The organism is Neoasaia chiangmaiensis (assembly GCF_002005465.1).
GTDB lineage: Bacteria > Pseudomonadota > Alphaproteobacteria > Acetobacterales > Acetobacteraceae > Neoasaia > Neoasaia chiangmaiensis.
This window is the reverse complement of the sequence record NZ_CP014691.1, coordinates 142185-169052: the sequence shown is the minus strand read 5'-3', so window position 1 is coordinate 169052 and position 26868 is coordinate 142185. Positions and strand designations below refer to the sequence as shown.

General features: G+C 53.4%; 22 protein-coding genes and 3 pseudogenes. 10 read left to right on the top strand and 15 right to left on the bottom strand.

Translation table 11 applies throughout. From position 1 onward, the window contains the following. Positions 1 to 22: 22 nt before the first annotated feature. Positions 23 to 403: a hypothetical protein gene (locus tag A0U93_RS00810; RefSeq protein WP_245824988.1), complete on the bottom strand. Its 381-nt coding sequence runs from the start codon at positions 401 to 403 to the stop codon at positions 23 to 25. 22 nt (positions 404 to 425) lie between these two features. Further along, positions 426 to 599 (bottom strand): annotated as a pseudogene (locus A0U93_RS16700) (hypothetical protein); the annotation flags it as partial. A gap of 112 nt (positions 600 to 711) precedes the next feature. On the opposite strand from A0U93_RS16700, the gene A0U93_RS00805 reads away from it, so the two are divergent. Continuing rightward, positions 712 to 1611: a LysR family transcriptional regulator gene (locus A0U93_RS00805; protein ID WP_077805686.1), complete on the top strand. Its 900-nt coding sequence runs from the start codon at positions 712 to 714 to the stop codon at positions 1609 to 1611. A 227-nt stretch (positions 1612 to 1838) separates the two neighbouring features. Here the strand turns inward: A0U93_RS00805 and A0U93_RS17065 are convergent. From A0U93_RS17065 to A0U93_RS00765, 9 genes and pseudogenes are all read right to left on the bottom strand, one after another. Further along, a pseudogene (locus tag A0U93_RS17065) lies at positions 1839 to 1959 on the bottom strand (IS3 family transposase); the annotation flags it as partial. Further along, positions 1952 to 2476, bottom strand: a complete 525-nt coding sequence (locus A0U93_RS16340; RefSeq protein ID WP_169852666.1) for a hypothetical protein — start codon at positions 2474 to 2476, stop codon at positions 1952 to 1954. The gene A0U93_RS16340 and the pseudogene A0U93_RS17065, both read right to left, overlap by 8 nt. A 187-nt stretch (positions 2477 to 2663) precedes the next feature. Then, positions 2664 to 3629 carry a hypothetical protein gene (locus tag A0U93_RS00795; protein WP_077805685.1) on the bottom strand — a complete coding sequence of 322 codons (966 nt, stop codon included), beginning with the start codon at positions 3627 to 3629 and terminating at the stop codon, positions 2664 to 2666. A 39-nt stretch (positions 3630 to 3668) separates the two neighbouring features. Beyond that, positions 3669 to 4544, bottom strand: a complete 876-nt coding sequence (locus tag A0U93_RS00790; RefSeq protein WP_077805684.1) for a glycosyltransferase family 2 protein — start codon at positions 4542 to 4544, stop codon at positions 3669 to 3671. Position 4545: 1 nt separating this feature from the next. After that, positions 4546 to 5562 carry a glycosyltransferase family 2 protein gene (locus A0U93_RS00785; RefSeq protein ID WP_245824986.1) on the bottom strand — a complete coding sequence of 339 codons (1017 nt, stop codon included), beginning with the start codon at positions 5560 to 5562 and terminating at the stop codon, positions 4546 to 4548. A gap of 3 nt (positions 5563 to 5565) precedes the next feature. Then, positions 5566 to 5964, bottom strand: a complete 399-nt coding sequence (locus A0U93_RS00780; RefSeq protein ID WP_077805683.1) for a hypothetical protein — start codon at positions 5962 to 5964, stop codon at positions 5566 to 5568. Further along, positions 5958 to 7058: a glycosyltransferase family 4 protein gene (locus tag A0U93_RS00775; protein ID WP_245824984.1), complete on the bottom strand. Its 1101-nt coding sequence runs from the start codon at positions 7056 to 7058 to the stop codon at positions 5958 to 5960. Before A0U93_RS00775 ends, A0U93_RS00780 begins: the two co-directional genes overlap by 7 nt. After that, on the bottom strand, positions 7058 to 9235 hold the full coding sequence (locus A0U93_RS00770; protein ID WP_077805682.1) for a GumC family protein: 2178 nt from the start codon (positions 9233 to 9235) through the stop codon (positions 7058 to 7060). The genes A0U93_RS00775 and A0U93_RS00770 overlap by 1 nt, the downstream gene beginning before the upstream one ends. A 16-nt stretch (positions 9236 to 9251) precedes the next feature. Beyond that, positions 9252 to 10736, bottom strand: coding sequence for an exopolysaccharide biosynthesis polyprenyl glycosylphosphotransferase (locus A0U93_RS00765; RefSeq protein WP_077805681.1), 1485 nt, complete (start codon positions 10734 to 10736; stop codon positions 9252 to 9254). A 243-nt stretch (positions 10737 to 10979) separates the two neighbouring features. On the opposite strand from A0U93_RS00765, the gene A0U93_RS00760 reads away from it, so the two are divergent. Together A0U93_RS00760 and A0U93_RS00755 are read left to right on the top strand one after the other, a co-directional pair. Beyond that, a complete protein-coding gene (locus tag A0U93_RS00760; RefSeq protein ID WP_077805680.1) occupies positions 10980 to 12320 on the top strand; it encodes an outer membrane beta-barrel protein in 1341 nt (446 codons plus the stop codon). 13 nt (positions 12321 to 12333) lie between these two features. Continuing rightward, positions 12334 to 12924 carry a polysaccharide biosynthesis/export family protein gene (locus A0U93_RS00755; RefSeq protein WP_342743053.1) on the top strand — a complete coding sequence of 197 codons (591 nt, stop codon included), beginning with the start codon at positions 12334 to 12336 and terminating at the stop codon, positions 12922 to 12924. A gap of 51 nt (positions 12925 to 12975) precedes the next feature. Here the strand turns inward: A0U93_RS00755 and A0U93_RS16095 are convergent, their stop codons facing one another. Then, positions 12976 to 13155: a hypothetical protein gene (locus A0U93_RS16095; protein WP_147151196.1), complete on the bottom strand. Its 180-nt coding sequence runs from the start codon at positions 13153 to 13155 to the stop codon at positions 12976 to 12978. Between A0U93_RS16095 and A0U93_RS00750 the strand changes: the two genes are divergently transcribed. From A0U93_RS00750 to A0U93_RS00735, 4 genes are read left to right on the top strand one after another with little or no spacing between them, the layout of a single operon-like run. Further along, positions 13154 to 14302, top strand: coding sequence for a glycosyltransferase (locus A0U93_RS00750; RefSeq protein ID WP_077805679.1), 1149 nt, complete (start codon positions 13154 to 13156; stop codon positions 14300 to 14302). The two genes, A0U93_RS16095 and A0U93_RS00750, sit on opposite strands and share 2 nt — an antisense overlap. A 1-nt stretch (position 14303) precedes the next feature. Then, a complete protein-coding gene (locus A0U93_RS00745) occupies positions 14304 to 15707 on the top strand; it encodes an O-antigen ligase family protein (protein WP_077805678.1) in 1404 nt (467 codons plus the stop codon). Further along, positions 15700 to 16356, top strand: coding sequence for a phosphatase PAP2 family protein (locus A0U93_RS00740; RefSeq protein ID WP_077805677.1), 657 nt, complete (start codon positions 15700 to 15702; stop codon positions 16354 to 16356). The genes A0U93_RS00745 and A0U93_RS00740 overlap by 8 nt, the downstream gene beginning before the upstream one ends. A 1-nt stretch (position 16357) precedes the next feature. Further along, positions 16358 to 17449, top strand: a complete 1092-nt coding sequence (locus A0U93_RS00735; RefSeq protein WP_169852665.1) for an SEL1-like repeat protein — start codon at positions 16358 to 16360, stop codon at positions 17447 to 17449. A 92-nt stretch (positions 17450 to 17541) separates the two neighbouring features. Here A0U93_RS00735 and A0U93_RS00730 read toward each other — a convergent pair whose 3' ends face one another. Next, positions 17542 to 19077 (bottom strand): lipopolysaccharide biosynthesis protein, encoded by a 1536-nt coding sequence (locus A0U93_RS00730; protein ID WP_077805675.1) that lies wholly within the window; start codon positions 19075 to 19077, stop codon positions 17542 to 17544. A 9-nt stretch (positions 19078 to 19086) separates the two neighbouring features. After that, positions 19087 to 20190 carry a glycosyltransferase WbsX family protein gene (locus A0U93_RS00725; RefSeq protein WP_077805674.1) on the bottom strand — a complete coding sequence of 368 codons (1104 nt, stop codon included), beginning with the start codon at positions 20188 to 20190 and terminating at the stop codon, positions 19087 to 19089. Positions 20191 to 20841: 651 nt separating this feature from the next. On the opposite strand from A0U93_RS00725, the gene A0U93_RS16335 reads away from it, so the two are divergent. Continuing rightward, entirely contained in the window at positions 20842 to 21993 is a 1152-nt protein-coding gene (locus A0U93_RS16335; protein ID WP_169852664.1) for a hypothetical protein, read from the top strand. Between the two features lie 118 nt (positions 21994 to 22111). Beyond that, positions 22112 to 23239 (top strand): acyltransferase family protein, encoded by a 1128-nt coding sequence (locus tag A0U93_RS00720; protein WP_169852663.1) that lies wholly within the window; start codon positions 22112 to 22114, stop codon positions 23237 to 23239. A gap of 688 nt (positions 23240 to 23927) precedes the next feature. On the opposite strand, the pseudogene A0U93_RS00715 reads toward A0U93_RS00720, so the two are convergent. Beyond that, a pseudogene (locus tag A0U93_RS00715) lies at positions 23928 to 24542 on the bottom strand (IS3 family transposase); the annotation flags it as partial. A 485-nt stretch (positions 24543 to 25027) separates the two neighbouring features. Here A0U93_RS00715 and A0U93_RS00705 point away from each other — a divergent pair. Then, complete coding sequence (locus A0U93_RS00705; RefSeq protein ID WP_077805671.1) at positions 25028 to 26776, top strand: recombinase family protein; 1749 nt, start codon at positions 25028 to 25030, stop codon at positions 26774 to 26776. Positions 26777 to 26868: the final 92 nt, after the last annotated feature.

The following is a 26868-nucleotide window of genomic DNA, read 5'->3' as shown; positions in this document are numbered from 1 at the left end:
TCGTTCAAATCATGACGGCGCATCAGCCAGACTGCTTGCGCAATTCGCGCGCCGCGCTGACTATGTTGGTAAGTGCCGGAATGACTTCACTCCACTGTCGTGTCTTGAGGCCACAGTCCGGATTGTTCACACGAGGCGAGTTGCGACGAGAGTCGAGCGCGATACGGTTGTCAGCGAGCTCATCCGCAACTGCGCTGCGCCCTTGACGCAGGGCGATGGCCAGAACCTTGATTTCCGAGAGTTTCTGGACGGCGAAGGCCAGCCAAGAGCGTATTTCCGCGTCCATCTTCTCTTCGCCCGTCAGATCGACGGAAACATGCAACAAAGAGTAAGGATGGCGCGATCCACAGACGGTCTCCGAGGCACTTTGCGACCGGCTCGAGCCAGTCGAGCGTCTTTTCAAGATCGGTCTTCCAGATGTTTCGCCCATCGATCACACCAAGGGAGACCACACGGTCCGCCGGACTGGTGCGGATGACTTCGGCCACTTCGTCATGAGCATTGACGGCGTCGAAATGCACGCCGGCCACCGGAAGATTGGCAACCAGCGAGATGTTTTCACGAAATTGGCCGAAATACGTCGTGAGTAGAAGCTTCATAGACAGACATCCGGGAGAATCATGACGAGCCACCAAGGGATGGCTTCATCGAAATGAGCAGAAATGATAAGTTTTCATATCTGTATAAATTCGGTGCATTGGTGAGTAAGAAATGGGCATTCTGGAGCGCAGTCATCTGACGATCATTCAGGAAGTCGCACGGGAAGGCTCCTTGACGGCTGCCGGGGTGCGTCTGAACCTGACCCAGCCAGCCCTCAGCCACGCCATTCGCAAGATCGAAAATCAGTTTGGGGTAGAAATATGGCGTCGGGAGGGACGATCCCTCGCTCTCACTCAGGCAGGCGAATGGCTGCTGTCGCTCGCGAACCGTTTGCTTCCCCAGTTCGAACTTGCGGAAAACCGGCTTGAACAGTTCGGCAATGGGGAACGCGGCACACTTCGCATCGGTATGGAATGCCACCCCTGCTATCAGTGGCTTCTGAAAGTGGTCTCACCTTATCTGGAACATTGGCCCAAGGTCGATGTGGATGTGCGGCAGAAGTTTCAATTCGGCGGAATTGGAGCACTGTTCAGCAATGAAATCGACATTCTGGTAACACCCGATCCGCTGTATAAGCCCGGACTGAAATTCACGCCGGTGTTCGATTATGAACTCGTGCTGGTTGTCGGGCCTCAACATCCCCTGCGCGATGCGGGGTTCGTCTTGCCGGAGCAGCTTACCGGCGAAACACTTATTACCTATCCTGTTTCATCCGAACGCCTTGATATCTACACGCAATTTCTGCAACCAGCAGGCATTGCCCCCCGACAGCAAAAGCAGATAGAAACGACCGATATCATGCTGGTAATGGTCACGCACGGCAGGGGCATCGCTGCGCTACCACGCTGGCTGGTGGAGGAATATGCCTCGCGGTTTGAGCTTTATCCTTTGAAACTTGGCAGAAACGGCATCGCGAAACAGATTTTTCTTGGTCGACGCGAATCTGATGAAGAGATTCAATACCTGCGCGGCTTTATTGAATTCGCAGCTTCTCCTCAGTTGAACGTCTGAGAAACATTGCTTCTGAAACTCCTAAATCGATGATTTGGCATTTATCGGCATGGCATGATTGACAGCATGATTATTCCTGGCTTTAGCCAAGGCGAAAAAACATAAATTGCCGGAGGCACGATCTACTTTTCCGATCTATATTCTTATACTTAAAGATAAACAGTTTTTATTTATATTCGAAGTCGAATCTGAGTGCGCACAAGCTTATTGCCGCAGTATCTTCGTTATCGCCTGCTTATGGCTTTTGGCTCACGAAGAACCGGATAGCTTTTCCCGAATTTCCCTCCTCTCCCGCAGAATCCGGCCCTCCAAAGGAAGACGTTCATTTTTGCGGGCCAGATCACGCTGACGCTTGGATATCGGCTCTGTCGGACAGTAACGATCCATTTACCGGGGTAGATTTGTACCAATGCAGCGCCAGCGCATCCGCAGCGCAATTGGGTGCGCGATTCCGGATGTCGCTCAACACCCCTGCTCCCGCCTCATCACGCACTGGGTCGGTAGCTATATCCTTCGGAGCGAGAGGCAAATGCGTAAGTAAGCCAGCTATCTTGCGGTGGCAGTGACTTGCGCAAAACATAATCCACTGCCTTGTTTCTGCCGCCCAGTTTCGCGATGAAGAGCATCGGGGGTCGGCTGAGTTCGTGTAGATAACCATGCGTTTCTCGAAAAAGGCATCGTCCAGTTCACGAGGCAACGTATCAAACAAGGCACGTAACACTTGAGACGTGGCCATTTCCTTGTGCGTATCAATGATCGCCTTAAGCCTTGTCAGAGTGCCCAGCAGGAACTTGAGAACGTCAACCGCCTCGAAGGCGACGCTACCGGATGAGCGGGATCCAATACGTCGGAACGCTTTTCCCATTTCGCGACCCTCTTGGGACTGATGCCGTAACGCTCGGCCAACGTTCTCAGGATCGCTTGACTATCCTGTATTGCTCGACGGGCTGTCGCTGTCGTCGTGGCGCTCCCGTGGCTCATAGTGCCTCTTCCATTCTGGCGAAAAGAATGCACCATCAAATCCCGGGACTAAACACTCGCGCTCGACAGGGTCAGTTCGGGGTGAACGCTGGCAAGGCCGGCCCGTAAACGGGAGCGGGACCGTTCATGACAGCGATCTTTCCGCGTACGCCATAAGTGTGAGCGGGAAACTGGATCGCACTGTATGGACTGTCGCTCTGAACCCAATAGTCGCTGCTTGCCTTTCCGTCGGACTGACTGACGATCACGAAGGACCCGGCTGTCATGAAAAGTGAGCCCGCCGGCTGACCGACAAGGGCATGAAGCCGGATCGGAGGAGTGTGCGGCGGAGAAATCTCAATATGCCCGTCGAAGCTCCACAGGCCTGATATCACCGCAGTCATTGTGTTGTAATCCAGACGCGACCCGAGCCAGTCCAGTTCCATGCCGCCTTCGTCATCCACACCCAGAGCATTATTGAAAACGTTGACATCTTCCAGGGTAATGCGCTCTCCTGCATCCACCGCATTGGGGATCGTATACAAGCCTGTCGCACTGTTATGGATCTGGACATGGGAAAGACCGAAAACGTAGACATGACTGCCAAACGTCAATCCGCGGCGAAATCCAGAAATCGAAACATTTTCCAACGTAATGGCGGAAGTGCGAATATTATCATCGTTTCTGTTGTCGAGAACAATCCCATCCGCTTTCGGCTGGCCCGTCAGAACGATATGATCGATGCTGTTTGCAGCGGTATCGTAACTTTCAGGCTGGCCCGAGCCGTCTGACGAAACAAGAATTGCAGGCTCACCATCCGGAAGACCCGAGGCATCCAGCACGCCATTGGTCAGCCTCATGGTGAGCGGATTGAGATGCAGCGTGTGCTGAATCTTGTAGACCTCTCCCTTGAGGTTAATTTCACAATGGGCAGGCCATGCCGGACAGGCTGCGATCATTCGGGCAGGATCTGCGGCATAAGCAGGTGCGGAAAGAATGAGAAATACAGCCAAAATTGCACTCGAGACGGCGAAAACCTTAAGAAAATTTCCTGTCATGAACCTGCCTTTCCAGTCGCTCCAGGAAGACTCCCGGATTCAGGAAATATTTTTCTGTGGGGTGTGCCGTGCAATCTGCCGGGCCTCTCTGGAGAAATACCCCGTCAGTCTGCCTAGAAGCGTTCTGAAATAATATGCCGCCTGATCAGATTGCCGTCGCAGAAGGCTAAGAAGCGCTCCTCCCAGCGGGCGAATGAAGAATGTCAGAACCGTTCGCATGGATGCATGGCTTTTGCGTAGGACATATCCCATTCCTGTCCCGTAATCATAGGCGCGGGAACCATTGACCGTGGAAGACTTGTCCATGTGACGGACCAACAGGCTGCGGTCGTGATATCCATTTACCCCGAGCAACATCAGGCGCAGCGCAAGATCTGGCCCTTCGCAGGAACCGAATGACGTGCCCGGGCCGAGATTTTCGTCAAAACCGCCAACCTGCTCGAACAAATCGCGAGGCATGAAGAAATTGAATTCGATAAGACCCGTCCAGATGTTGGAACGGTTGAGGGGCTGGCTTTGTTTCAGCCATCGCCCCATAGCCGTTGGTGCGCCATCCAGGTTCAGCACGGCACCGGTTATAAAGCCCTGATTACCTGTGTTGCGGAAATAGGCATCCACACGTTCGAGCGTATCTGGCTCGTAAATGCAATCGTCATCGGGGAAAGCAATAATTTCTCCCACAGCCTGACGGGCGCCCAGATTACATCCGTGCCGTGGTTTACGAATGTCAGAGCGGACATGCTTCACGGGCCATTTATGGCTGTATCGTGCAACAATTTCGTCAAATAGATCGGTTCTGCTCTGATCAACGAGGATAACCTCGAAGTCACGGAAAGTTTGGCGGTCGAGACCCTGCATGAAGGCTTCGACTTCGAACTGCCGATTGAGAGTAGGAACAACAAGTGAAAAACGCATGTCAGGAGGCTACTTTTGAAATGGTGAGTGTGGCGGCGCGTTCAGGAGTGATACGGTTTCGGATTAAATCGCCAATACCGACCAGATTTCCCCGCAGACGTCCCCTGCGATCGATGTACGGTTCGGGTCTGAAGGATTTGAGAGCGTTGATGAGGAAATGTCTTCCCGCGCTTTTCAACGCATGTGACCAAGGGTAAGTCCCCTTCCGGGCAAGATAGATACTATTGATGATCTGAGAATAACCAAGGCGGACACCTGACCCCTTACCAGTCTTGTTTCCGAGGTGTACGCCTCGGGCGCCATTGACTCTGACAATCCTGCCATGCGGCAGGAGGGAACGGGAAAAGTCCATGTCTTCATACCAGGAGTAAAGGGGCAGATTTTCATCGAAGCGGGTTTCAAGACGTTTTATGGCCGTGCAGCGAAAGGCCATGTTGCAGCCATAAGTATTGAAGACATCTTCGACCTGAAGAAAAGACGTCGTTTTGGCATTTCCGTTCAGTCGGTTGGCTTCTTCGATTTCAAGACCGGGCCCTTTTGCGCCATCCGCCAGAAGACTTCCGGTGGCGCCAAGAACATCCGGATGATCAAGAAAAGCCTCGATGATTCTGGAAATATATGTGGGGTGCGGAAAGAAATCGTCATCAAGAAAGAGGATGATGTCCTCATTCTTCACATGATCGAGGATAACATTACGCTGGACGGCAGCTCCCATATGGCCGGTAACGAATTCAACGGACATGCTGTCTCGAAGCGTCTGGGGTATAGCGGCAATATCATCCGGTCTGGCATAGCTGATGATAAGTCTATGAGGCCGGATCGACTGTTTGGCCAGCTGGTCCACGAGTTCTGCCAGAATTGCAGGACGGCCCGTAGTCGCGATGCCAATGACGACCTTGGGATCTGCTGACAACAAGGCCGTTTCGCTGGCATGCGTGCATTCCTGTCGTTGAGGGCTGCCTTGCATTAGCGGACCGACGGATTTCTTCGGATGTAATAAAACAGTTTCAGATGTCATGGCCTAATCCAGACCGATAGTAACGATTTGTTCGCCATGGTGTTGAGCCAAGGATACCGTGATATCTCTGGCCTTCGCGGCGTGAGTCTTATCCCGATAAACTGCACAGGCATGATCGCTGTTGCGAATCGTCAGATTGTAGCGACTGTTCACGACCGTCACGAAACGGCTGCTCGCGGTCCACAACGCCATGTGACTGAGTGTCCCTGTGGGAGTGGGATCAGAGACGAACACGCGGTTCGATGCTGAATCCGTGATCGTACACCATAACTGCATCTTTGCAGGCGAAAGATCCGCAGACGTGTCCTCATCTACGGTGAATTCCTGCGCACTGACTGGCGTAACGGTGCTGGCTGCGACCAGCATAGCCAACGCGTAAAAAACGCGGACAACCTTCAGCATACGGAGAATTCCTCTCGCATGATATCCAGAAGTTTCCCAGCCGCGATCGACCAGCGATATCGGCTTACCTGCTCCCGGCCCGCATTGCGTAGTGTTTTGGCAACACTGGGGTTATCAAGAATTGCCAAAACCCGGGACGTCAGATCGGCTGGCATGCAACCGTACAAGGCAGCCTGACCACAAACTTCATGCAACACAGGGATGTCGCGCGCGACGACGGGACATCCCGCCTCCATCGCCTCCACCGGCGGAAGACCAAAGCCTTCGTAAATGGAAGGAAAAACAAAGCAGGCTGCGTCCCTGTAAAGAGCGTGAAGTTCCTCGTCCGTCACACGCCCGACATAGGTGGCGTGTTGCAGATTGGGTATATCAGTATCGAAAACACGCTTATTCATTCCGCCGCTGATGACCAGTTTTACCCCGCGTTGCGGTAGGGTAGCTGCCAGATGATCAAGTGCCGCAAAATCCTTGTGGGGAGCCATATTGCCAACGGCCAGTACATATTTCCCCGCTTCCAGTCCATTTCGTTCAAGAACGGTTCTGTCTGCTGGAAGACGCGTAGCGTGGTCCGCACCTTCGGTAATGACATTTATCTTGGCGGGATCAATCCGCAGATGACTGGCAATGTCACTGCGGGCAAAGTTCGATACCGTGACAATCCGGGTCCGGCCTGACGTCAGTAACCGGTGTAAAGTTTTATAGTAGATACGGAACTGCCGCGAATAGGATCGTGGGGTAGAAAAGACGCCGGCATCATGGATGACGACGATCTGACGACTGTTTCGCGCCGGCAGGAAAAGGGGGCCGGTATTCCCTAGATTGACGAGCAATCCACGGCCTGCTGCTCTTGGGAGATCAATCTGTTCCCAGATCTGGCCTTGAAAATGGCCACAAGGTCGTATCGGAAAACCCATATCGACAGGTGTGGACGCAGAAGAGACCCGTGGTGTCAGGAGTTCGGGGCGAGTCAGTTCAATGGGCCAGATTCGCGAAAGTGCACGTGTAATCTCCGTTGCGAAACGCTGGACTCCACTTAGGGGCTGAACGGAGAAACGTCCGTTCAGATATATCCGGGTCATGGAAGAAGCAGCCATTATTGTGCGGAGACAAGCTTACGATAGTAGGCATATTCGCCAATGCGGACACTCTCTTCAGGGCGCAGATTTTCGATATCGACAAATGTCAGAACCGCACCCAGACATTTTGCATGATGGGTACGCAAAATCCTCTGTGCTTCAAGAACGGCACTTGCAGACGTATGATGCCACTTGACGGCAAGGATCACACCTTCAGCAAAAGAGGCCAAAACACCTGCTTCAGGAAAGCTCAGAATTGGCGGCGTATCGATGATGATCTGATCGTAATCATCGCGATGGTTCTCCAGAAACTGTCCAAGGGCTTCAAAATTCGTCACACCGCGTTCGCTGCTCTGACTAGCCACGAAAATATCCATTCCTGGCAATGCCTCGCGGATGAAACCATCAACGGTTTCCTTCAGCCCGAGTGACATGAGGACACCTGGACGATGGGCATCGCAGTCGATCAGAAGAGCCCGTTTGCCAAGCGCACCCACACTACTGGCAAGCGAAATGGCAAGTGTGGTTTTGCCTTCACTGCTCACAGCCGAGGTAATGACCGTGGTTTTTGTGCGGATAGAAGGATTGCCAAAGGTCAGGATGGCCCGCATGGAATTGAGCATCCGGACATAAAGGGAGTCACGGAAGCTCAGTTGCTGCCGCAGGGGACCTTCGAAGCGCGGAAGAGCGCCGAGTCCAAACAGATGGGTCTGCTGCTCAAGCTCGTTCAGGGTTCGAAGAGTATTGCGAGAACGGTCTCTCAGTAGGGCAGCACCCATTCCAAGTCCCAGGGAAGTCAACAGTAGCAGTATGCCATACTGCTTTTTAGGCGGTCCCGCAGGTCCGAGGGGCTGATCGGCCGGCGTGATGAGACGTGCTTCCGCCTGCTGTATGGCCGTCTCGGCCGAAATCTGACCGACGCGGGAGAGGTAATCCCGATACAGGGTCTGCGCGGCGGTCGCTTCGCCGACAAGTTGTCGCAGGTGAATGTCAGCGTGCTCTTCTTCCGTCGCATTTGCTTGCAGGGTGTTCGTACGCTCTTTCAGAGCATTGACCCGCTGCTGGGCAGTTTCAGCCTCGTAACGGAGGTTTTGCAGAAGTTTTCGGCTTTCGGTGGCAATCTGGGCATCGATTCGCGCCGCCTCGGCACGAACTGCGATCAGTTCAGGGTTCTGATCGAGGGCTGTAGCGGCCAGCGTCGAGATGCGTGCATTGACCCGCGCCTGCTGAAGACGAAGACTTTGGATAAGCGGTGAGGCCGTGATTGCCGTAATGGTTTCGATGTTGCCGCCGGATTCAGCCTGACTATATATTGCCTGCTTTCGCGCCAGATCTGCTTCCGCGTCGCCAAGTTCACGATTCATCTGCGTAAGGCGCAGATCGTTCGTTGTCGCGGGAAGCGCAATACGCCCCTTACGATCCGGATCATTGCCCGTATCGTCTCCAAGCAGATGCAAATTGTGTTCCTGCCTGTAGCGGGAAACGGCTTGCTCCGCCTGGATCGCCCTCTCGCGCAATGGAGCAATCTGCTCCTCAAGAAGAACACTTGCATTGCGGGCCGCTTGAATCTTGGCCTGCTGTTCGAAGTCGAGGTACGCGCGGGCGTAGGCATTGGCGATAGCCGGCGCAAGACCGGGCGTGGCGGACCGAGCGGCTATCCCGAGAATCGCCGAACGACCATCGTTGCTGATGACCACCTTCTGCATAAGCAGGTCGGAAACCAGTTCTTCATGCTGTTCATGCGTCAGAGGAGCTTCGGCTTTCTGAAGACCGAGTCTCCTCTTGAGTTTGGACAGACGCGACGGACGGAGCGCCTGCTCGTATTCCGGGGTGTCCGCAAGATGCAGTCTTTGCGTCACCATCAGGGCAATTGCTGGACTTTCAATGATGCGGAGTTGAGTATTGAGTGCGACCAGATCCAGAGCGTGATCGGCATAGGGGCTGAGTTGTGAGGGTGATATCATGCCACGAGCCCCCACCGCGACTTCGGCAACGGACTGATAGTAAGGTTTGAGGCTCGCAATGGCGACGGCGCCCAGAAGGAATGTGCCGCCTGCAACAGAACACATCAGAAGCCTGTGCTTTTTGAGGCTTGAAAACAACTGGCTAAAACCAGCAAACTCCTGCTCATGAGTAGGAGTTACCTGGGTCGGATGTGAAGAATTCAGGTTCATTGTAGCAGAAATCTGGCTCATAGATATTAATTTCCGCTTACCGAGCACCACGTCTCAAGAAAACAGCCGGAAGGGTTTTCGCCAGAATGGCAACGTCGTGCCAGAGAGTCCAGTTACGAACATACCATCGATCAAGCTGCACACGTTCAGCATAACCCGTATCGCTTCTGCCGCTGACTTGCCACAACCCGGTAATTCCCGGACGGATCGCCTGATAATACTCGAAATTATCACCGTAATGATGGACTTCAGCCTGCACAATAGGACGCGGCCCCACCAGGCTCATCTCACCTCGAATGACGTTGAGAAGCTGCGGCAGTTCATCCAGACTCGTTTTCCGAAGCATATGGCCAATACGCGTGATCCGGGGATCATTATGCAGCTTCTGTGTTTCCTCCCATTCTGCGGCTGCCTCAGCATTAGTTTCAAGAAGATGATTCAGGACCTCATCGGAGTTCTTCGCCATTGTACGAAATTTCAGACAATTGAATTCACGCCCGTTCTGACCGATCCGGCGATGACCATAGATTGGCTGGCCACCCTCCAAAGCAATGAGAATATAGAGGATCACATAGACAGGGAAAACAAGCGCGAACAGCAGCAAGGCAATCACAAAATCAAACGTAAATTTGAAAAAACGCTGAACAGGTTCTTCTAGATTGCTCCGATAGGACAGAATAATGGTGTCATGACTGAAATAGGATGATTGCGTCAGACCGTGAGTGGGCATCCCGGAGACCTGCGGGATCAGGGCGAAGGGAATACGCTTCCGGGTCAGTCGCTCAATGAGATCCCGAGAGCGTATGTCGGTTGGATCAAGGCATAACAGGAACTGAAACCGACGGGAAAAACTCGTTTCCCCGGATACTACAAGGAGGTTTATCGCCTCCGCCGGACTCAGACATCTTGTGATTTCATGGCTAGGAAGAGATTCACTATTCAGGATACGCCTTGCCTGATCCGTTTCTACCTCACTTCCAACCAGCACCGTAGGGATTTGCCATAAGTGAATTGCATGCAGTCCGTGACGGCAGAGCTGCCGCAGCAGTTCACCGCAAAACGGAAAAATGATCCATGGCAGCAGGAGCGCCATCCGTAGATCGGAAATCTGAAACGCGAACGCCCAGAAGCCCGATGCGAGCAACGCACAGAACGATGCTGCGATCAAACGCCCGAACTCGCTCCAGAACGGGAATCTATTACGGTATTCACCGCTGACAAACATGTAGAGTAGAACACCGATACAAATCGGCGTAAGATGGCCTGCTGCGCGAGATGCGTTCAGGTTTGCATCAAGAAACAGTGGAGCACCAACTGACAAGTTGTGGACGGCTGAAGCAATCCAGCTTCCAGACAGGCCCGACAGAACTACAGCCGTAACATCGCTGAAGAAGAATACGAGAGGCACCCGATGGGAAAACTCCATAATAAACCGGGCGCGAATACTGTCAGCCGCAGAAACCATCGTCTCATCAGCAGACGCTTCGAAAGCATCCTGGTTAAAGGAGGAGGACAATCTCATCTGCTCTCCGTGAATGACACTAGTTATCGAAGGATATAGCAGTGTTATTCACGGCTATTTTCCAAACGATATACTGCAATAAGAACTTTTCTCGTTGATGACGATTTATATCACATGAAAATTTGCGCTCGTCTACATCAATATGAGTTAATAAAGCGTTATAGCGTTATTCGTAGTATAATTCTCGACTAACTTCACAGGAAGGATTTCTAGAAAACTGGCTTTCTGATAAGAAACCACCCCATGTTCTTGTATCGGGAAAAATCTGGTCAGAGCGTACTGTTCGCTTTGGGAATGGGGGTGGTTTTTCAGGCACCTCTGTTTCCAGGCAAAGCGGCATATGCACAGGTGATTACACAGAATCTTTCGGCTCTGGGTGGCCCTGAGAGCAGTGAAACCGTGGATGCTTTCCAGTCGGACACAAATTATCGCTACGGAGCTCAGGGCCTCAGCTTCGGCCCCTGGGCTGTCAATGGCGAAGCTTCTGAAGGATGGGGTTACACCAATAATGCCGACCAGATCATGGGTGGCGTTCCCAGTGCAGTCAGCCAGACCAAGGCAAATCTGGAAGGATTGCTCACTCAAAGCCGGAGGCGCGTCAGAGTTGGGGCATCCGTCAACCAGCTTTACTACCCCGAGCGCGGATTACAGGATCAGACCAACTGGTCTGCATTTCTGTCGGGAGATGAAAGGCTAGGCCATGATCGGCTCGAGTATCATCTGAGCCATGAGAAAATGACCCAGATGCCATTTGATTTGGGTGCACTGGCCGCAAATCGGCCCGTTCCCTATTTTGTGCAGGATCTGGCTCTGGACGATCGAATCGAGACACACGGAAAGCTCTCGATAATTCCAAACTTTGACCTGAAACGCTTTCAGTTCGCAGATCTGGCGGGAAGCGATATCTTCCTGCAGCAGTCCTACCGCAACCGGGTACTGTTCTCCGAAGGGATCGGGCTGCGCTATTCCATGGCCGAAGGTAGCGATCTTCTATTGATCGCCCAAGGTGTCGAGATCCGGTATTCGAGCAACCGCTTTAGTCTCCCTTCCCGAAATTCCAATGGTTTTTCAGCTCTGGCAGGATACGATTATGAAATGCCCGGCCCGTTCAGCGTTCGGGTTCTGGGGGGGTATCAGAGCCGTTCCTACGCTGCTTCGGCCTATAAAGCCCTCAATACATTCTATGTTGAACTGCGAGGAACATGGACTCCCACGCATCTTACGCGAGTTTCCCTGACCGTATCACGCGGGATTGCTGACAGCGCTTTCGAAAGTGTGGCCGGCTTTGTTTATACGAACGCCGCACTCGATATCCGCCATACCTACTCCCGCAATCTCGTATTGCATGCCGGAGCTGAGGTTCAGCAGGGCGGAGCGGGAAAGACACCAGCCATTTTCGAACATACTCCACTATATCAGGTCATGACATCTCAACTGAATTGTGACTTCAGTGTCGGCTTTGACTGGGCGCTAGACCGAAACTTCTCTCTGGAGGCATCGAATATCTATAGAAATGCCAATGCGGTCGGAACGGGGCGATACAGTATCGATACGGCTGTGATAAGCATAAAATATCAATTATGATAAAGTTCTCATAATGACGGAATTTCTTAGAATGCGCCTTTTGCAGAACTTGCGAAAATACACTCTCCTGTGTGTGACAGGCTGTTGTCTCGCGGCTTGTAGTCCAGGCCGAGGACTGACACCAGTACCGGCTTACGATCCGATACAATATAGACTTGGGACGGATGATGAAGTGCGCCTGATGACGTATGGTCAGGATCAGTTAACTTCTGACTTCCGCATTGACAGTGCAGGTAATATTGATGTCCCATTACTGGGAGACGTGCATGCGTCAGGACTGACGACCCGAGAACTTGGACAGAGCATTACGGCTTCACTTCGGCAGAAAGCTATTCTTCGGGACGCGAAAATTGCGGTGCAGGTTACAGCCTACCGTCTCGTTTCCGTCATTGGGGAGGTCGAGCACCCGGGTCAATATGCATACCAGCCGGGCATGACGCTGCTTTCAGCTATCGCGGCGGCAGGAGGATTCACATATCGGTCATGGGAACGTTATGCGTATGCGATCCGGCAGGAGGGAGGCAACACGGTCACCGGCCTTCTCTATCCTCAGAATTTTGTGAAGCCTGGAGATGTCATCAAAGTATATGAGCGGCACTTCTGATGTTGCGTCCCCTTCTTCGAAGATGAGCAAGCCGCCAATCATTGAGGTTGATCAGGAGAAAAGCCAGTAGCCTGCGGCAATCCACATGCATGCGCCGAGAAATGCTGCCAGACCGATACCGCTTCCGGCAACTGGCTTGGAAGCCTGTTTTGACGATGGCCTTGCAACAGGAGCGCGAATACCCAATGGCAGCGGAACTTTGAAAACCGCAGAATGAGAAAAAATAGACATGAAATCTATCCAGGTTGCGATTGTACACGAGTGGCTGGAAAACTGGGCCGGTTCTGAGCTTGTCATCGAGCAATTAATTAAATGTTACCCGGACGCAAAAATTTTCTCCGTCGTGAACTTTCTTTCCCCGCAAGACCGAGCGCGCTTAGGAAACCGTGAAATTCAGACATCCTTCATCCAAAAACTGCCATTTGCAAGCAGGTTTTTCAGACACTACCTTGGCCTGATGCCCCTGGCAGTGGAGCAGTGGGATCTCAGCGGGTTCGATGTTGTCATTTCTAGCCACCATGCCGTGGCAAAGGGTATTATCACAGGACCGGATCAACTCCATGTGTCCTATGTCCATTCCCCAATGCGGTATGCTTGGGATTTCCAGAATACCTACCTTCGTCAGAGCGGGCTGAACAAAGGACTGCGCAGCCTCTATATCCGCTGGCTCTTCCATCGTCTACGCAACTGGGACGTGAGGGCCGCGGCCGGTGTGGACGCTTTCGTCGCAAATTCAGGTTATATCGCCCGCCGGATCCGCAAGACATGGCGACGAGAAGCCCATGTCATTCCGCCACCCGTCAATCTGGATCGCTTTTCCGTGAATGGCACAAAGGAAGACTACTATGTCGTTGTTTCACGACTGGTGCCCTACAAGCGGATTGATCTCGTGGTTGAAGCATTCCGCCACATGCCAGACAGGAAGCTGATCGTCATCGGCGGTGGAGCCGATGCGGAGCTTGTCCGTCAGAAAGCTGCGGGGGCTTCGAATATCAGCCTCAAAGGGCATGTCTCCGACGCAGAATTGCAGATGACGCTGAGTAAGGCCCGGGCCTTCGTGTACGCCGGGGAAGAAGATTTTGGTATCTCCCTTGTCGAGGCTCAGGCAGCAGGAACTCCCGTAATCGCCTACGGACGTGGAGGCGCATGCGATATTGTTCAGCCTGGGACAACAGGTCTTCTGTTCGACAGTCAGAGCGTTGACAGCATTATCGATGCAGTGCAGACATTTGAAGAACATGACAAGGACATGACGTCCGAACTCTGTCATCAGAATGCGCTCCGGTTTTCGGAGGAACTTTTTCGATCGCGTTTCACGACATTTGTTGAACAGCAATGGCAGGCGTTTATGCCCTCCCGCCCGGTCGACAAGGTCTGACATGGGTCTGACTGCGATGGGGCTGATCTTCTGGCCCCTCAGCCTCATCTTCTTTTTCAGAAAAGATCCGCAGCGTCTTCTGGAGTTGACTCTTATTGGCGGAGTCTTACAGGCATCCGCTGTTCTGGTATTGGGAGGGCTGGGCCTACAACCCTCTATGGCGCCGGGAATGATGTTTATTGCATTCATGGGGCTTCAGCTTGCGCTGGGCATCACCTTTCCTAAAGCAATGCGCCAGATGAAATTTTGTGCGCCGCTGTTCATCGCTTTTTTCTGGACAATTCTCAGTTCCATTCTACTTCCACGCCTGTTTGAAGGAAAAGTTTTTGTCTGGCCTCAGAAGCTGGATGAGATCGCAACCCGCGTGCCGCTCTCCCCTCAACGCGGCAATATGACGCAGGACGCCTATCTCGTGCTCGATCTCGTCATGTTCATCATGACGGTTTTATTTCTGACGAGACGCGAAGCCGACCCGCGCCGACTATACCAAGCGTATCTCATAGGGGCGATGCTTGCGTGTCTGGTCGGGTTCTGGGAAATGGCACATAGGCTTATAGGAAGTATTCCATTTCCAAAAACCCTTTTCTATTCTAATCCCGGCTGGGCTGTACTGGATACGCAAATGAGCGGACCAGTACCACGCATCAACTCCACGTTTACGGAACCTGCGGCCTGCGCAACATTTCTTATCGGCACACTCTATTCGACAGTATGGTCGACATTGAGAGGTTATGGCGGATGGCTGACGCGGCTCACGCTGATCATGGGCGTGCTTTGCCTGCTGATGACGACCTCGACCACGGGATATATTGCCATGTCGGTCGGGCTGATGCTGCTGGTCATTTATGCCGTTGTAAGTCGGAAACGGCAGTTGTTCCGGCGGTTGATGCTGTTCATCGGAGCCGGCGTCCTGTGCATGGGCTTAACGACATTTACCCTCGCGGCTTTCGCGCCGGACGTCATCAAGGGGGCAGCAGCAGTCATTCTGGAAACACAGGATAAGAAGCAGTCCGTTTCTTACGAAGAGCGCAGCCAGAAGGACTCTGATTCATACCAGCTTGCCTTGGAAACCTATGGGCTCGGAACCGGATGGGGAAGCAACCGTTCCTCCAGTCTTCTGCCAGGCTTCCTGTCTACCATTGGTGTTATAGGCGTCCTGGGACTTGTCGTCTGGAACGGACGACTCTTTGCGACAATATTCCGTACCCTGAAAGTAGCGGCGAATGAACAGTCGCTCGATGCATGGATGATCGAGGCAACAATGACAGCGTTGCTGGGCCGGACAATGGCGACGCTTATTTCCGGTCCGGTTTTGGGAACGATGGATTTCTATGTGCTGTTGGCTGTGCTGGTCTCATCGCTGATGAGGGCGCAGGCCAGAAAGGGAAAAACAGGGCGTGCCTGACAGCACCCTTGCTCTCATCGGCTTTCTGAGTGATTTCGGGGACGAGAATATCCTGTGGCCCCTGATGGCATTGATCAGCCTGATCCTCATCCTGCAAGGACGATACAGGATATTCCTGCACTACTCTGCCCTAGTGCTTCTGGTCTTCGGGGGAACGCTGATCCTCAAGCTCTGTTTCGAGGCCTGCGGACGTCTTCCGGGGCACAGCCTATACAGTCCCAGCGGACATACGGCAGGTACGACTTTTGTCTATGGCGGGGCGGCAGTGCTTTTCAGCAGGTCTCCGCGCGCATGTCTTGCTGTGGCATCTGGGGTTGCGCTGTCTGCGGGATTCGCGCGGATCGCCCTTCATGTCCATTCTCTTGCAGAAGTTTTTGTCGGTGCAAGCATCGGCTTGCTGGGCGTCCTGTTTCTGACGCTGGCGAGAAAAAACGAATTGCATACGCCTTTAGGACCGACATGGCTGAGCCGGCCCATCGTGTTCCTGATAACCGGCGGTCTGGTTCTGACGATGCTCCTGCACGGTCTGCGCTCTCCGGTGGAAACGTGGCTTGAGTATTTTTCGCACCGGTTTGTTGCACCGTTCATGCGCTGTCCTGTGACCCCTCCTGCATTCCAGAAACCACACCATAATGTTTTGGGAAAATAACATGAAAAAATTCATCTTACCCTTATTTGGATCCCCTGAAGAAAAACTAAAACATGCGCAGAATCTTTTGAAGAACGGGAAAAGCAGACGAGGAATAAAACAGCTTTACGGGCTGGCTATCGCAGGAAACGCGGAGGCGCAGTTCATGCTCGGAGAACTGTATCTGGCCGACAAAGATGTTCCGATGAACGGAAACGAGGCACTCCGCTGGTTCCGGCAAGCCGCAGAGCAACATCATGTCAAAGCCTGTCACAGACTGGGCGTGCTGAGTCATATGGGCTTCAGTGTGCCCGCTGGAGAGCAGGTCAAAGTGTTCGACATGGCGCTGAAACAGGGAAAACCTGATCATGCAGAGGCACTGTCCTGGGCCGAGCGGGCAGTGGAAGGCGGCGATTTTGACGGCATGGTGCTGGCAGCACATCTTCTGACGCAGGGGCCGGAAACTCTTCGCGACATCGCAAGAGGCCACGAACTCTACCAGCGTGCGGCTGAAGGGGGAAATGTCCAAGGACTGTACGGTCATGGAGTCACTCTGCTTGGTGCGGCGCGAACTTCCGGAGAACGCAGCAGGGCGGTGGCATTCATTCAGCAGGCGGCTACAGGTGGTCTGCCGGACGCCGAGCTGATGCTTGGCACAATTCTGGAATATGAAGGTGGCAAGGATGCTCAGGCGTTCAGTCATTTCATGAAGGCCGCAACACAGAGCCATTCAGTGGCGCAGATGAAAGTCGGAGTTGCCTACTATCAGGGCCGTGGTATCGAACGGGATGTGTCGAAAGCCGAAACGTGGCTGCGAAAAGCCGCCCAGGGTGGCGAGGTTGAAGCAATCGCACTGGTTGGCGATATCAATCTTCAGGGAGATGGCGTCGCCCCCAATTTCCCTGAAGCTCATTCATGGTATCGCCGAGCCGTCAAATCCGGGCACGTCGGGGCGGCAGTAACGCTTGCCCAGCTATTCTACAATGGAATGGGATGCGAGACCGATCATGCGGAAGCGAAGCGGCTTCTGGACTTTGCCGCAGATCATGGAAGTGAGCAGGCAGTCAAACTGCGCCAAATCCTTGAATCCCGCCCCACCCAATCCAGTTCGTAAGACAGCGACCTCGACAAGAACTAGTCCCGTATATTACAAATAGAAGCAGCGAAGATGGCTATAGATGTTTGAACTCACCAAAAGACGGCATTTCAAGATTGAGGTTGGATTTTCCTGAATTTCGACAGGCACTTTCCGACTATTTTGGCTTCAATATCGTCAGCCTTTTTCCCGTTCAGATACCAGAGTATAAGTAGAGCAAGGATATAGGTGCCTATTCCGGTCCCTCCCAGAATGAACAGCCTTGCAAGTCCCGGCCATGTCGACGGCAGAATATCGTATTTCATGCTTTCTATGGCGAGACAGGAAATGATTCCAGCCAGACCGGTACGCCAGTTCTGAAAAAAGATTTCGGTGTAGGATGTCTTAATCAGAGATCTAGTTGTCGCCAGGCAAACGACCATCATAATGAATGCTACGCCTATACGTGCCCAGCACGCCCCGATCGCCCCGAAGAAAAATGATACGCCCGTAATAATGGGTATCTTGATACAGAACTCCAAAGAATTAAGGCGCATATAAAGATGGTTTTTCTTAAAAGCCATCACCAGAGCCCCAATACCTTCAGCTAGACCTGCAATTATTGGAGGAATCGCAAGGAGGGTAATGTAAGTGACGGATTTCTCCCATTTTGGCCCCAGGATCGTGTGAACGATCTCATAGGAAAGAGACGACATTTCAATAAAAATAGGAAGAATGACCATAAAAATGGTCGTGTTCGACAGGCGGTAAAGATTTCTGAGACGATCCAGATTATCCCGGCTCGCGACGAGAGCAGAAAGAAGAGGGCGACTCAGAGGAACGGCGATAGCCTGAGAGGGAATGGCAACGAGATCACTTGCTATCGAAAAAGCGCCAAGGGTCTGTGCAGAGACAAGGCGACCGAGAATGAGGCGATCGTATTGCCAGTTAATGGCGCTAAGAATCTGAGCACCGCTACTCCAGCCGAGAAAACTCCTGAAATCATTCCATCGAGACAGTGTGAAACGTGGCCTATACGCAGATATGACGTAGGAAACGGACATGGAAGCAACAGAGCTGGTAATCGTTGCGGCTGCTATGGCCCAGTATGAGCGTGTTGTAAAAGCGACCAGAACGGCAATGACCATCGCGCAGCTTTTCCCCAGCAGCTCAATGGCACATTCGCGGGAAAAATCGAGACGCTTGGCGTAAAGTGCAAAACCCGGACTCTGCATTCCGCGAAATGCAGGCGCCAGACTCAGCGCCATGAGAAGCGGAAACAGTCTGAAATCGTGATAGAAAATCGAGAACGGGATAGAAACAAGTAGAATAACGATACATATCGTAAAACCACGCAGGAAACTCAATGTAAACGCAGTATCAAGATGATCTTTGTCTATCAGATCCAGAACAACAAGCGCCTGATACAGGGGGAGTTCAAAAACTGCTTCTGCCAGGTAGATTACGGACATGGCCAGAGAGACCACGCCGAAATCGGCCGGTCGCAAAAGATGTGTCAGGACGACAAGAGAAATAAAGTCCAGAGCGCGGCCTGCAAGCTTGGTGCCAAGCAGAAATGCCGCGCCCCGCGCTGTTTTTGCACCTGTGTCCGCTATGGCTTCATGCCCCGGATTCAGAAGACTTTCTGGCTGAGATCTGTCAGTCACGAGTCCAGATCAGTCCTTCAGCGCGGCTGCAACGGCTTCAAGCGGTTTCAACCCAAAACGCGTGTCGGGTTCCAGAATATTGCCTTCCGCCCATTCATTCCACGCTTTGAAGAAAATGAAATTATCACCGCCGCCCCGCCTGTTTCGCAGTAATGCCTTGCGCACATATTCGCCTAGCAATTCAGGAGAGTATCCTTCGAAGACAACCCCTCTACGTTTCGAACGTGGGGTATTGTCCCAGCCAGTCGTGATGCAGGGAATGTAATCCGGAGAGGCAGGAAGGTCTTTGAACGCCTGATCGACCACATCCCGAAATGGATAATGAATTGGAGCATTCATTGCTTTTCGCAAGAAATCAGGCAACCAGTCTGCCTGCGGTGTGCAGGCAAGACGACGCAAGACGCGCCTTACCAACCCTAATGGCCGGGACTCCAAATAATCTCCGGGCCCAAAAGGCATCACCTGATCGCAATAGGTCAGAAGTTTGTCAGTATCTCTATTGGCCATCCCGATGACATGCAGACCCGGAAATCCGTGTTCAACAGCCAGATTTCGCAGCGCCATGATGTAAGCCGGTGGGTCAGGAAGATCGCGAACGCCATAGATCGGAAAGACAGGCCGCCCGTTGAAGGTTATGTAGCGAGGATCACCGAAGGCCTCCGCGAGAAATGCAAAATGAGCTCGCATATCCTCACTACCATTATAGGTCTGTTCCATGAGTACCCGGCCCGGAGCCCCATGCCATACACCCGTCCAGGACTGGTTGGCCCAGCACAGGCAGAAAGGAAAATCAGGCTTCCCCGTCTCCAGAACCTTGTTAAAGGGTTTCTCGAGGATGCGCTTTCCGTTTCCAAACCAGTAATGCCAGTAGCAAAATCCCTCAATTCCATGATTCTGCGCCATCCTTGCCTGCGCGGCGTAGACCCGTTCGTCTAGCAGGTCGTAATATCCCAGCTCTTCTGGGACGATCGGCTGAACATGCCCCTTAAAGAGCGGCTTCGCCTTGCGGACGTTAGTCCACTCCGTGAAGCCCTCACCCCACCAATTGTCGTTTTCGGGGATACGATGAAATTGCGGCAAATAAAATGCAATGTTTCTTACTTCGACGCTCACTGGGGTCTCACTGTGATACTGTTTTGCGGGAACGTAGAGAAATCAGCCAGATTGGTCTACGCAGCTTATAGCTCTCCAGAGGCTATGCCTGATCAATGATCCGACTGTCTTGGGACAGGAGAACGTCAGAACTCGGACACCCTGATCGCCCCGCTCCTGTCTTTCCAATATGTTGTGGCTGTCATAATCGCCATTCGCCCGTCTGTGCAATTCTTCAGACTGGATGAATTGTGATCGAAAAAGCCGATCTTTCCTAGGGCCCATGGAAACAGACCTCCGGCATGCATCCGGAAATCAGAAAGAACCGGGGCGATACTCGAGATTTCCGGAAGTTTTCGGCCATTCGTCATTTATAAAAAAAGCGGTTTAACGTCTTATTAATGGGAAAATATTTTCAAGATATGCAAATTAATCCAGCGTTGACCCCGGATGAGAGTGCTCGATTTGAATAATGCTTGCACTCGGGTTTTGAACAAAAAATATCCGGGCTCCCCTGGAATATAGGATACTTGTTTAATGGCTTCTACTTACTGGACTGGCGGCTCAAACGGCAATTTCTATAATGTCAAGAACTGGTCCACCGGCGCTTCTCCGACGACCTATCATGATGTCGATATTACCGGAACGAGCTCAACCGCCACGGCTGAAGCTGTGGTCGGGACGGCAAGTTCGACGGCGGTTCCCAGCCTGACGATCGGTGATTACGGCACACTCGACATCACGGCGTCGTCTTGCAAATCCAGCGAAAGCTCGCCTGTTTTCTCGACGAGTTCTTTTCAGGTGTCGCAGCACGGATCGATTGTAGTCAATACGGATTCGGCTGTTCAGCTTGGCGATATCAACGTCATGAACGGCACTCTGACCATTGAGAACAACCGCAGCAACGTTTTTATGGGCGATGGCGAGCGACTGAACGGTAACGGTACGCTAAACCTTGTCAATTCGACATTCGGCAGCCAGACGGACGGCGTCAACATCGCCAATTCGATGCATATTACCCTGACCGGTGACAGTTCCGTCTACACGGGGTTCCTAGCGACAGGCGTTTCTGTCTCCTTCGACGCCAAGTCGAGCGAGCAGTTCTTCCTCAACGGTCAGGACACAACCGTTGACACCAGCTTCAGCAACGTCTCAGGCAAGACGGAATTTGGTATTACCGCCAATACAGGTGAAACGCCGCTTTCGGCTTCCTACGTCAAGAACTCCGACAACAGCTATAGCCTCGTCGTTCAGGAAAGCGACAACCATACGCTGACCTTGAGCAATGTATCGATGGCTTCAGGTTACACCCCCGGCACACTTCAGATCACGCAGGACAAGAGTGGAAACTATCTGATCTCTGATGCCTCGGCCAACAAAGGCAACTCTGATAATCATTGTGGCCACTGGGACCATAACGGACATTCAGGCCGGGGCGGACATTCCGGCTGGAATGCTCACGACGGAAGCTCGACGCACAATAACCATGGTGGCGGCACTGCCTGCGGTGGCCAGAGCGGAAACTGGGGCTGGGGTTTCGGCGGCTGCGGCGGAAGCGATCTCGCCTCCTCCATTCAGAAGATCATTTCTGCAATGAACGGCGCTTTCTCGTCCTGTAATGGATGGCAACCGAGCAACTGCGGTGGCGGCAGTAGCAGCAGCTGGTTTGGTGGCAGCAGCAGCTTCGGAAAGTCGGGCAGCGCATGGGGTTCTTCTACGGTGTCGAGCCACGCTGGTTCACATGACTGCTTCTCGTCGACCACGCCGTCCACCTCTCACTCGCAGCCTCCCGTCTATCACAACACATCGCACTGGGGTTGCTGATCGTTTCATTACCCAGAGCATTTCTGGACAGGAAAGGAAGCACCCGTATTCGGGTACTTCCTTTTTTTATTCCAGCTGTTTTATAGTGAACTACGGTTTGCCTAGGAAAGAAGCAACGGTGTCTCATACGATTGGCAGATCATTCAGAGTGACGAAATCTTTTGATAATCACATTCCGTCCCTCCAGTCACTGCGGGGGATTGCGTCCCTGGTCGTATTACTGCGGCACTATGTTCTTTGCTTCCCTGTGAGCAACTCTTTCTGGCTTGCACTTGAGGATGTTCTCCTCAACTCCCATGCTGCAGTCGTTGTGTTTTTTGTTCTGAGCGGTTTCGTTCTGTCACCATCTTTTTTCAGCAGACCTCTCGGAATGAGAGAGATTGCGGGTTTCTATACACGCCGCATATTCCGAATACTGCCTCTTTTGATGGTTGTGACTGCCCTTTCCCTGCTTTACGTAAAGTCGAATTTCTCGGAAAGGAACGTTCCGTTCGTTAATGCCTGGTTTCAGGGATTGTTACCTCACGATATGCCTTTACCCGGCTTTACTATAATTAAATGCTTTATTGGACTAAACAGTGCTCTCGTCCCTCAGAACTGGACGATTGCCTGTGAAATTCTCGTCGCGCTTGTATTTCCTTTTTTCATCAAGGCTTGCACTGGGCGCGTGTGGAGAGCTATATTTACTACTGTTACCTTCATAGGGCTGTCCTTCTTTATGGCTGGCGGAAGTGGCAAGACTCTGCCGATTTTTTATGCTGTAGACTTTATTGTTGGAATTCTAACATTTAGAGTTCTGGAATCGCATAAAGAAAGCTATCCTGATGTATTCTTCTATCTTGCTGTGGTTGGCCTTCTTGGCGTTCGAGGAACACTGAATCTACTAACCCACCAAGGGGAGACTCCATTCCACGACCCGTTATGCAGTCTGATTGAAGCCTTTTTTTCTGCGGTTATCATTTACGGCCTGGCAACGAGAAATCATATGTCCAAAATTTTGTCACACCGTTGGCTGTCTCAGATTGGTGATATATCGTTTGGAGTATATCTTTTCCACTTTCTGGTTATTGTCGTTGTTGCACGTCTGATAGCCCCTCTCCTGCTTTCAGAACCGCCACCTGTACAGATGTCAGTCATGCTGATTCCTGTCCTGATGATCTCGTTCATATCGGCATATTTTTGCTTCCATTTCATTGAAATGCCAGCCAACAGGCTCGGCCGAACACTTCAAAAGTACATCCGATGAGCCGCAACAATCTGTTTGGATTTGCGGCCTGTTAGGGCTTGTTAGGCCTTGATATAGTCTGCTTTAGCAGCGATGAGGATGACGGAGAGAAAGGAAGCGGCGGTTTTCTCATATCGAGTCGCGACAGCCCCTCATTCCTTGAGCCTTGCCCACAGGTTTTCGACCAGATGCCGGTGTCTGTAAGCCCAATTTAAACAGGCGACTTCTGGATCATTCTTCCTTGGCGGCATGACAGGGCAAGATCCCCGGTTCCAGAGATCTTCACGGAATTTGTGCGAGGCATATCCGCGATCACAGACGACAATAGGTCGGTGGGTGCGGCAGATCGTCGAGCGGGGAGTAAGCGGATAGCAGTTCATGGGCCTGACCGGGCGACAGCGTGAAGGACAGTGCCCTGCCATGTCCATCTGCAGCTACGCAGACCTTGGTGCCAAAGCCTCCACGCGAGCGACCATCGCCTCACGATTTCTGCGGTGTTCATGATATCCCCCTTTTTGGCCGCTCCAGCCACCTTGTGATGGGCACAGATCGTTGTGCCATCGAGAAAGACCATGCCCAATCCCGGGTCTGCGCCTCTGACGGCGATAGTTGACCTTGCCCCGAACATGCCCTCAGATTTAAGTTAGGGTCTGCGCCGCCTTGAAGTGCTCTCCGATTTTAGGCCACCGGGAGCTGGAGTTTCCCGGGGTTAAGGCTCGACCGGCATGCGTGCCGGAGAGCTGTTCAGTAGCGATATCGGCGGTTTGTTGCCAATAGCACTGTGCGGGCGGACCTCATTGTAGTCCTGACGCCAAGCCTCCATTTTCGTGCGGGCGTCGTCAAGGCTCATGAACCAGTGCGTGTTCAAGCACTCCGTCCGGAATTTCCCGTTGAACGACTCAATGAAGCTGTTGTCCGTCGGCTTGCCAGGGCGGGAGAAGTCGAGCACCACGCCTTTCTGATACGCCCAGAGATCCAGATCACGGCTGACGAACTCCGTGCCCTGGTCGACCCGGATGCTTCTGGGATAGCCCATCTGCCCGCATATCCGCTCCAGGGTCTGGACGACATCCTCGCCACGATAACTGAACCGCGGATCCGTGGCCGGTGACAAGCGGGAAAAGGTGTCGATCACCGTCAGGATCCTGATCTTGCGGCCCGTCGCCAGCTGGTCGTGCACGAAATCCATCGCCCAGGTATCGTTGTTATGGGTTGCCAGGCGGCGGTCCTCACGCACCTTCGCCTTGACCCGCCGTCTGGGCACCTTGTTGCGCAACTGCATGCCCATTCCCTTGTAAAGACGATAGATCCGCTTCGGGTTGCCGGCAATCCCCATATCGCGTTGACCGAACTGCTCCACACGCTGGTGCGTGATCTCTACTGGCAGGTCTCGGGCGCGGATTGGCCTGGGCGATGGTCGGTGCGTCGGCCAGCGCCGTCCTGACAAGGTCGTCGAGCGTCTGGTCTCCGAAAGCCGTCCACCACCGCATCCCCTCGTCGGGCAATGCGCCCGGCCTGGCGTCCGCGAAGCGGTCCGGCAATACAGAATGGGCGGCGTGATAATCCGGACCTGCCGGAGCGGCTTCGTCTCGGTGCTCCCCTCAATCACTATGACCGGGCGACGTTCTATGGCGGCGGGGCTGCAGGGTATGAGCGTCAGAAGCACCGCCGACGCCGCACCCGCCATCCAGCAGGGCCTACCCGAAAAACGTGATGGCGACGCCAATGAATTGACTACCACCCGACGGATGGAAACAAGGTAAGCTCTGATACCCTCTCTTTTTGGAAGATGATGCCCGGAGTCCTGCCATGGTGCGTGTCGCGCTCTATGCCCGCTATTCCTCCGACAATCAGCGGGCGGCCTCGATCGAGGACCAGTTCCGCATCTGCCGCGAGCACGCGAAACGCGAGAAATGGAAGGTCGCCAGCGCTTACAAGGACGCAGGCATCTCCGGATCCAGCATGATCCTGCGTCCCGGCATCCAGACCCTTTTGCAGGACGCGCAGCGTGGCGAATTCACTGTCGTGCTGGCCGAAGCGCTGGACCGCATCAGCCGCGATCAGGCCGATGTCGCCACCCTGTTCAAACATCTGAAGTTTGCAGGGGTCAAAATCGTTACCCTGGCCGAAGGCGAGATCAGCGAACTGCATGTTGGCCTCAAGGGCACAATGAACGCCCTTTTCCTCAAAGACCTCGCCGCCAAAACGCATCGCGGCCTGCGCGGTCGGGTCGAGGACGGCAAGTCTGGTGGCGGCCTGTGCTACGGCTACAAGGTCATCAAGAAGCTGGACGCGCGCGGCGATCCGATCCGCGGCGACCGGGAGATCGATCTCGCAGAAGCCAATGTGGTGCGCCGCATCTTCCGAGATTTCGCAGCCGGCATCGGCCCGCGCGCGATCGCCCGCACCCTCAACGACGAGGGCATCCCCGGTCCGAACGGCAAGCCATGGATCGACACCACAATCCGGGGCCACGTCCAGCGCGGCACGGGCATCGTGAACAACGAACTGTATATCGGCTGCCTCGTCTGGAACCGGCTCCGCTACATCAAGGATCCCTCAACCGGTAAGCGGGTGTCGCGGCTGAACCCGGAATCCGCCTGGATCACGACCGAGGTGCCGGAACTACGCATCGTCGATGATGCGCTCTGGCAGGCCGTCAGCGACCGTCAGGCGAAGATCGCCGCTCAATATGTCAACGTCATCTCGGCAGTCAGAGCCTCGGCCACAAACCGGATGCACGGCATGCGCCGCCCCAAATCCCTGTTCTCGGGGATGATTTTCTGCGGCGTCTGCGGCGGCAGCTACTCGCTCCGCGAGAAGGACCGCTATGCCTGCTCAAACCGGATCGCGAACCGTTCCTGCCATAACAAGGCGACGATCCTGCGCCCCGATCTTGAAGAACGCGTACTCGTCGGCCTCAAACACAAGCTGATGACACCCGAAGCCGCCGCTGCGGCCATGAAAGCCTATGCGGAAGAGACCAACCGCCTGAACCACGAGCGCCGCGCCAACAGCGCCGGCTACAAGGCCGAGCTGGCAAAGGTCGAGAAGGGCATCCGGGGCATCGTCGAGGCCATCAAGGAAGGCATGTTTCATCCCAGCATGAAAGCCGAGATGGACGCGCTCGAAGCTCGCAAGGTCGAACTGAACGCCCTGCTCTCGTCCGAGCTGGAGGATACGCTGGACATTCACCCGAACATATCGGCCGTCTTCAAAAAGAAGGTGGAGCGCCTGACCGAGAGTCTGAACCAGCCGGAGGACCGGGCCGAGGCGTCCGAAGCTGTTCGCACACTGGTGGAGAAGATCGTCCTGTCGCCGGGTGATAAGCGCGGCGAGATCTTCGCAACACTCTATGGCGAGCTCGGCACGCTGCTGAGATTCGTGAACCAGAAGGACACGAAATCGGGCAAGCCCTTGAAAGGAATTGCGAAAACATCAATGTGGGAATCGGTGGTTGCGGGGGCAGGATTGCTTCTCAAGTTGCGACAATCGCAAGGTGAGAATAAAGCGGGTTTAGATAATTGTTTTGAAAAGATTTTTTCTGCGCTCGCTTGATCTTTCCCCAATCATAGCGCCTCCTATCTCCTAGGAGTAGGGCAGCTCCCATTCAAAGCCATGACCTTTGTCGCGAACTGATCCCACCGGTT